The sequence below is a fragment of the Alistipes sp. An54 genome, assembly GCF_002159375.1.
Classification (GTDB): domain Bacteria; phylum Bacteroidota; class Bacteroidia; order Bacteroidales; family Rikenellaceae; genus Alistipes; species Alistipes megaguti.
This window is the reverse complement of the sequence record NZ_NFIA01000035.1, coordinates 1-620: the sequence shown is the minus strand read 5'-3', so window position 1 is coordinate 620 and position 620 is coordinate 1. Positions and strand designations below refer to the sequence as shown.

Genomic DNA, 620 nt, shown 5'->3' with positions numbered 1-620 from the left:
TGGGGGTGCTTGAAGTTCGTGACCGCAAGGAGCGACCTAGGGCAAAACCGGTGACTGGGGCTAAGTCGTAACAAGGTAGCCGTACCGGAAGGTGCGGCTGGAACACCTCCTTTCTGGAGAGTATGACTTTTCGTAGACAGATTCTTCTACGGTTTTCTCTCAAACTAACCGGTATTTTTTGTTATACTTGAGTGGAGTTGTCCGCTTTACAGTCCCGTAGCTCAGTTGGTTAGAGCACTACACTGATAATGTAGGGGTCTGCAGTTCAAGTCTGCACGGGACTACAACGAAACTCGGGGGATTAGCTCAGTTGGCTAGAGCACCTGCTTTGCAAGCAGGGGGTCAAGGGTTCGACTCCCTTATCCTCCACTCGGAATCGCAGGATTCCAACGTTCATTGACATGATTAAGGAGATGAGATAGAGTCTCACACAGCGAAGTGTGAGAGTTGTAAGAAAGTATGAAAGGGCGCATGGGGAATGCCTAGGCTCTTGGAGGCGAAGAAAGACGTGGTAAGCTGCGATAAGCTCCGGGGATTTGCAAACAAGACTTGATCCGGAGATTTCTGAATGGGACAACCCGTCAGGTAGAAGACCTGACATCCGGCAACGGAGGCCAACC

General features: G+C 50.6%; 2 tRNA genes and 2 rRNA genes. All 4 read left to right on the top strand.

Annotated features, from left to right (window positions below):
- Nucleotides 1-113, top strand: a 16S ribosomal RNA gene (locus tag B5G09_RS13785); the annotation flags it as partial.
- Between the two features lie 97 nt (nucleotides 114-210).
- Nucleotides 211-284: transfer RNA gene (locus tag B5G09_RS13780), tRNA-Ile, on the top strand.
- A gap of 11 nt (nucleotides 285-295) precedes the next feature.
- Nucleotides 296-369, top strand: a tRNA-Ala gene (locus tag B5G09_RS13775).
- 82 nt (nucleotides 370-451) lie between these two features.
- Nucleotides 452-620: ribosomal RNA gene (locus B5G09_RS13770) — 23S ribosomal RNA — on the top strand; the annotation flags it as partial.